Here is a 6000-nt window from a genome sequence, read left to right on the forward strand (position 1 = left end):
TGCGAGGGTCGCGCTCCGTGAACGGGGGGCCCAGGGCTCGCGTCTAATTCCTGTCCTGCCTCCGCATGCGAGACGTCTGATCATCACTCGCTCCGGCCGCGTGCGGGTTCACCGCCCGGCACGGCTGACGCGTCATGCAGCTCCGCTGACGTGTCACACGGCGACGAAGATGACGCTCCGTCGCGCGTCCAGGTGCGCGTCTCGTCCGGACAACCACGGCGCATGAGCGCGGCATGTCGCTTGCTGTCTCCCTCCGCACTTGTTCCAGGAGAATGCATGCGCTTCATGAGCGGAGTCGTCGTCGCGGTCGGTCTTCTCGGGTGCGGTGGTCCGGAGGCCGAGCAGGCCCCCTTCGAGACAGTGGGTCACACGGACCAGGAGATCGTGGGAGGCATCGAGGCCCGGCCGAACTCCCACCCCTGGATCGTCAGCCTGCAGCAGTACGGCAGCCATTTCTGCGGGGGCAGCCTGGTGCGAGTGGGCGACAAGGAGGAGAGCGACATCGTCATCACCGCGGCCCATTGCGTCTATGACGGTCTCGCCAACGCCACTGCGGTCGCCGGGGCGCATGACCTGTACAACCCCACGTCCACGCAAGTGACAGCCCGGGTGACGAAGGCCGTCTACCACCCGCAGTACAATCCGGACACGACGCTGAACGACATCGCCGTCCTCAAGCTCGACAAGCCCATCAAGTTCGACACGACCGTCGCCAGGGCTTGCGGCCAGTCCTCGGGCATGCGCCCCAACCTCGCCCCCACGCTCGCGGGCGGCAACACGCGCGTCCCTGTCTGCCTCCCCTCCTCCGGGGCGCGCGTCGCGGACAACACGATGGCGACGGTCGCGGGCTGGGGACTGACACGCGAGGGGGGTTACGACACGTCAAGCATCCTGCTGCAGGTGGGCGTCCCCGTCCTCAGGCATCAGGACGTCGCCAATAGCTACAGGTCACAAGGAATCAGCATCGACGAAAATGCCATGTTCGGGGCTGGGTACAAGCAAGGGGGCAAGGACGCATGCCAGGGCGACAGCGGCGGGCCGCTCGTCGTCAATGGCCCCCAAGGCTACGTGCTCCAGGGCATCGTGAGCTTCGGGGTGGGCTGTGCGCGGGCAGGGCTGCCCGGCATCTACACGCGGGTCTCCAATTACATCCCGTGGATCAACACGCAGATCCGGAGCCTCAGCACCGTCAGGTAGGGCGCGCGGCAAGGGCTGCCCTCGCCAACTCCAGGTCCGTGTAGAGGCTCGCCTCGGGGATTCCCGCCTCCTTCAACTGACGAGCGGCGATGCGGTTGACCCACCACACCGTCCCCCCGGGACGCTGGTGAAACCGGGCGAAGCGCGGATAGAGCAGCGTCCCCATTCCCTCGAAGCCCGTCAGATCCATCAACAGCGGTGTCTCTGGGGGAGTCGCCGCGAAGAGCGAGTCCAGGGTCTCGGACGACAACGACGACAGCCTTCCGAAGAGACGAACTCGGCGAGGCGTCTCCTCGAAGACTTTCACGGGGAGCCCCGCCTCCAGATAGCCGTGGATGCCTTCCAGAAACGTGATGCTGCCGGCCTCGCGAGCCAGCTCGGTCGCGAGCCGAAAGAGCGCCAGGACCAGGGCATGATGCCGGGGCGCACGGTGGGCGTCCGGGCTCCACGCGACGAAACCGCGCTCTTCGCTCGAATGACGGAGGCGGAAATAGAGGCTGATTCCATCCATCCCGATGACGTCCGAGTCGGTCATCTCCAACGGGGCCAGGCTCGCGACTTCATCGAGGAACTGGCGTCCTCGCTCCTGGGGAATGGGGACACACTCCGGGAGGGGCAGGCTCTCGCTGGCAATCACCAGGGTGCCGTGGGGTTCGCGGAAGATCGTGGCGAGCGCGCCCTTCTCGAAGAACGAGGGGCTGAATTCGACGCCATGGAACGTCGCGGGATGCGGAGGCAGGTGCAGCCGGGGAACGTGCTTGTCCTCCTCCTCCACAATCACCTTGAACCCACAGGCCTCCGCCGCCGCACGGAGCTCGAGCATCTCCGGGTGCGAGAGTCTCCGCCCCGTCCACCCCGGCAGACCTCGATATTGGTCGCGCACACACTGAATCGACTCATTCGCGTGGACGGGGAGGATCTGCCGCAGGGAGGCCGCCTCTTTCAGCGTCAGTTCGGGCCCACGCCAGGGAATCTGGACGCGCCACCCAGACGCCGTCCCAGGGATGGGCGCACAGCAGGCAGCCGCCATGGCCTGGTCACACCGAAGACAGGGGGTGAAGACGATGCCACGCTCACGGGTGGAATCCCCGAAGCTCCCTCCGCAGCGGGGACAGGTCAGGCGCTCTTCCGGCTCGTCGTTCATCGCAAGCTCCACATCGCGAGTGCGCGCTGGGGACGCACCGCCTCGAAGGGGCCTGACGCGCTCCAAGCCCGCCTGGGCAAGGGTACGCGCCGTCCGCGCCTGGCGCACGCGACCCGGTCCTGCTCGTGAAACGCTGAGTCCTGTCCTTATGATGCGCGCCGTGTCACGGGCCCTTCCTGCCGTGGGTGAACGCATGTCCGTCGCTCTTGGAGTCCTCGCTGGTGTCGCCGTGCTGGTGCTCACCGCGCGCTGGTGGTTGATGCACCGGGTGGGCACACCCCGCGGTAGTGAGCCCTTCGACGGACATGTCTACCGGGTGGGCAAGGCCGTCATCGCCGAACGGCGCTGCGAGCAGCCCCGCGCCACGGTCATCGTCATGCACGGCTTCGTGGCGGACATGCGCTACTTCACGCACCACTACCGCGAGCCCGACCTCCAGCTCATCCTGCTGACGAGCTGCGACTACCACCTGCCCATCACCGACCCTCGCGAGGAACCCGCCCCCTGGGCGAAGGTGCCGGCCGAACCGGAGGGCACCATCTCCCATGACGCCGCGGTGCTGGTGCAGGCCCTGGAGCACCTGCCCCGGACGGACGTCGTGCGCGTCCATGGACATTCGCGCGGAGGCGCCGTGGTCCTGGAGGCCGCGAAGCTGCGGCCGGACCTGTTCGAACGGGTGGAGGTCGTGCTGGAGGCGCCCGTGCTCCCGCAGGCCCGCCCCTATCGGAGCCTGACGCCCTCGCAGCTCTGGCTGCTGCCGTTCCTCATCCCGCTGTGGCGGCTCGCGCCCATCGCGCGGCACAACCGGGGCGCATGGGGGCCGCTGGAGAATGCTCGCAAGCGTGAGCTCATCATGGCCTTCCCGTTCAACCCGAAGCGGGTGGCGACGATGATGGCCAACCTGCGGGACATCGAAGCCTGGAGCCAGGCGCGCGATGCATCCCTGTTCGGCAACCTGCGGCGCGGCACGGTGCTCGTTCCGGGGAAGGACCGGGTGCTGGAGTCCGCGTCCATGCGCGAGAGCGCCGGGCGCGCGAAGCCAGGGCTCGACGTGGTGGAGCTGGACGGGTGCAGCCACTTCGTCCTGTGGGACCGCCCGGATGCGATGCCCGTGCTGGCGCACACACCCGAACGGTCCACCGGCGGCGATTGAGCTACGCGCTCTTGCGACGCCGCATCATCGCTTCGTACGAACGGCCCACGCCCTGGGAGAGGATGAGCAGTTCGCCCACGTCCGGCGGGGTGAACTGCTCCGCTCCGTTGTCCACGTAGAGCAGGTGGACCACCTTGCCGCGCACGAGCAGCGGCAGGATGACCGCCGTGGTGGGGAACCCGCCACCGAGCAATTGGTAGAACATGCCCATCGCCGCGTCGCGCTTCACTGGACCGACGTAGTGGGAGCGCAGGTCGCGCACGAGGCGGAAGGTGCTCTGGTCTCGCAGCGGCACGCCGATGCGACGGACGCCTTCGTCGCTCACGCCCTGCCCCATGCCGTGCCAGCCGGTGACGAGGTTGCCCTGCACGGACAGCAGCAGGCACCGGCGCCACTTGCCCATCGCGAAGCGGAGCACCGTGCGGGCCACGTCCTCGCGGTCCGAGCTGCGTGCAAGCTCCGCCTGGGCCTCCGGGAACGTGAGCGGCGTGGGAGGGGGAACCACCGGCTTCGCGGCCACGGGCGGGCTCGCGGCGGCTCCCGGCGGCATCGCGCCCGTCGCACTGGCCTGGGCCGCGACGTGAGCGGGGACTCCCTGCGCACCCGCCTGGGCCGCCACATGCGCGGGCACACCGCGCGCTCCGGCTTGTCCCGCCAGATGCGCGGGCACCGCCTGAGCTCCGGGCTGACCCACCACGTGCGCGGGCACTCCCTGCTGACCCGTCATGTGCGCGGGCACTCCCTGCTTCGCCGCGCCCTGCCCCGCCGGACTCGCGGCGGCACGGGCCATCTGCGCGGGAACTCCCTGCGCGGGGACGGACGGAGCGACGTGCGCGGGGATGTCCACTCGCGGCGGCGCGGCCGCTCCGGGACGCGGCTGCGCCGGCATCGCGGGCCGGCCCTGGGGCGGCGTGGCCACTGGAGACTCCACCACCTCCTCGCCGGTGATGATGATCTCCCCCTCCAGCACGTCCGCTTCCGCATCCGAGCCACCGCGCAGCGCCTGCGCGTAGACGGACTGGAACTCCTCCTCGCTCATCAGGTCCGGCGGCCGCTCCGCCGCCTTCGCCAGCTCCGCCGCCGCCGCGCCCTTCGCGGGCCTCGGGCGGACGGCGTTCATGTCGATGGCCCGCAGCTGCCGGAACGCCTTCGCGTGGCGACGGAGCAGCTGGTTCATCCGGAACTCGGGGATGACCACCGGCACCACGCGCTTGCCCGTCTTGAACGCGATGGCGTCCAACGTCGTGAAGTCATGCGGGTTCAGCACCGCGACGCTCAACCGCGTCGCGTCCGCCCGCATCGGCAGGTACTCCTTGTCGTCCGCATCGTTGGGGTTCACCAGCGCCACGGCCTTCGGGTCGGGCACCATCTCCCCGGACGCGTAGGCGCAGTTGTGAAGCCTACCCAGCGCCTTGGACAGGTCCTGCTCGGACAGGAGGCCCAGCTCCACCAGGTTCGTCCCCAGCCGGCCGCCGTGGACCACCTGGGACTCCAGCGCCTCCTCCAGCCCCGCCGCCGACACGAGGCCGTCCTTCACGAGCAATTCACCCAGGCGCATGGGGCCGCTTGTAGCCATGCCCCGTCACCCTCCGCAAGCACCCGGCCGGGCACTCGCCCCTAGTCGTCTGGATGGTGGCTCAGCCCCACCCGGTTGCCCTCCGGGTCCCGCACATAGAGCGTCCAGCGCGTCTCGTGCTCCAGCGCCACGCCCGCGCGGGCCAAGGTCTCCACCACCCCACCCCGTGCCTCGCGGGCAATCCGGAACACGAGCATCAGCAGCCCCGGCGCCGGATGGCGGAACGGCTCCACCTCCGGCGTCCCGTCCACCGCCTCGATGGCCAGGAAGGCGCCCCCTGGGACGCCTACCCAGACGCTCCGCAGGGTGCCGTCCTCCCGCAGGTGGCGCTTGAGTTCCGGAAAGCCCAGCAGGTCGCGATAGAACGCCGTCACGCGCTCCACGTCCTTCGCTTGAATCGCCACGTGGTGGAAGCCCTGAACGTCCTTCATGGGGTTGATGGTAGGGTCTGCCGGCCCATGGCGCGACTGCTCATCGTGGAGGACAACCAGGAACTCGCCTCCCTCATCGCCACGGTCGCGGAGACCCGAGGCCATGAGGCGGTCACCGTCTTCACGGGTGAATCCGCGCTGGAGGCCCTGGGTCCCCACTCGCGCTTCGACGCCGCGCTGGTGGACCTGCTGCTGCCGGACATCCGCGGCAGCGAGGTGCTGGGAGCCCTGCGCGCGCACGCCATCCCCGCCATCGCCGTCAGCGGTGTGTACAAGGGCGACCGCTTCGCCCGGGAAGCCACGCAGGTGCACGGCGCCTGCGCCTTCTTCGAGAAGCCCTTCGAACTGGACGGCGTGATCAACGCGCTGGAGGAGGCCGCGGGCGTGCCGCCCGTGACGCACGGGGAGCTGCTCGATGAGGTGGACCTGCTCGTCCTGGAGGAGCTGGTCCAGGAGACGCCCGCGGCGGATGAGCCCGCGCTCGAGTCCGTCCTCTCCC

6 protein-coding genes are annotated in these 6000 nt (G+C 69.5%); 3 read left to right on the forward strand and 3 right to left on the reverse strand.

Going from position 1 to position 6000, the window contains the following annotated elements:
- The first annotated feature begins 276 nt into the window (after positions 1–276).
- Positions 277–1197 carry a serine protease gene (locus D7Y11_RS12680; RefSeq protein ID WP_126933823.1) on the forward strand — a complete coding sequence of 307 codons (921 nt, stop codon included), beginning with the start codon at positions 277–279 and terminating at the stop codon, positions 1195–1197.
- Here the strand turns inward: D7Y11_RS12680 and D7Y11_RS12685 are convergent.
- A complete protein-coding gene (locus D7Y11_RS12685) occupies positions 1190–2020 on the reverse strand; it encodes a hypothetical protein (protein ID WP_126933824.1) in 831 nt (276 codons plus the stop codon). The genes D7Y11_RS12680 and D7Y11_RS12685 overlap by 8 nt on opposite strands.
- A 514-nt stretch (positions 2021–2534) precedes the next feature.
- On the opposite strand from D7Y11_RS12685, the gene D7Y11_RS12690 reads away from it, so the two are divergent.
- Entirely contained in the window at positions 2535–3494 is a 960-nt protein-coding gene (locus tag D7Y11_RS12690; RefSeq protein ID WP_126933825.1) for an alpha/beta fold hydrolase, read from the forward strand.
- 1 nt (position 3495) lies between these two features.
- On the opposite strand, the gene D7Y11_RS12695 is transcribed toward D7Y11_RS12690, so the two are convergent.
- Together D7Y11_RS12695 and D7Y11_RS12700 are read right to left on the reverse strand one after the other, a co-directional pair.
- A complete protein-coding gene (locus tag D7Y11_RS12695) occupies positions 3496–5070 on the reverse strand; it encodes a general secretion pathway protein GspE (RefSeq protein ID WP_233607272.1) in 1575 nt (524 codons plus the stop codon).
- 41 nt (positions 5071–5111) lie between these two features.
- The gene (locus tag D7Y11_RS12700) at positions 5112–5501 is read right to left on the reverse strand and encodes a VOC family protein (RefSeq protein ID WP_120580650.1); all 390 of its coding nucleotides are present in this window, start codon (positions 5499–5501) and stop codon (positions 5112–5114) included.
- 27 nt (positions 5502–5528) lie between these two features.
- On the opposite strand from D7Y11_RS12700, the gene D7Y11_RS12705 reads away from it, so the two are divergent.
- Positions 5529–6000: response regulator (locus D7Y11_RS12705; protein ID WP_148139202.1), on the forward strand; the 472-nt coding region annotated here is incomplete at its 3' end.

It is taken from the genome of Corallococcus sp. AB018 (assembly GCF_003986945.1).
Taxonomy (GTDB): domain Bacteria; phylum Myxococcota; class Myxococcia; order Myxococcales; family Myxococcaceae; genus Corallococcus; species Corallococcus exiguus.

Coding starts and splice junctions, on each gene's coding strand:
- D7Y11_RS12680 (WP_126933823.1), top strand. CDS start 277: ATGCGCTTCATGAGCGGAGTCGTCGTCGCGGTCGGTCTTCTCGGGTGC.
- D7Y11_RS12685 (WP_126933824.1), bottom strand. CDS start 2,020: ATGCTCGAGCTCCGTGCGGCGGCGGAGGCCTGTGGGTTCAAGGTGATT.
- D7Y11_RS12690 (WP_126933825.1), top strand. CDS start 2,535: ATGTCCGTCGCTCTTGGAGTCCTCGCTGGTGTCGCCGTGCTGGTGCTC.
- D7Y11_RS12695 (WP_233607272.1), bottom strand. CDS start 5,070: ATGGCTACAAGCGGCCCCATGCGCCTGGGTGAATTGCTCGTGAAGGAC.
- D7Y11_RS12700 (WP_120580650.1), bottom strand. CDS start 5,501: ATGAAGGACGTTCAGGGCTTCCACCACGTGGCGATTCAAGCGAAGGAC.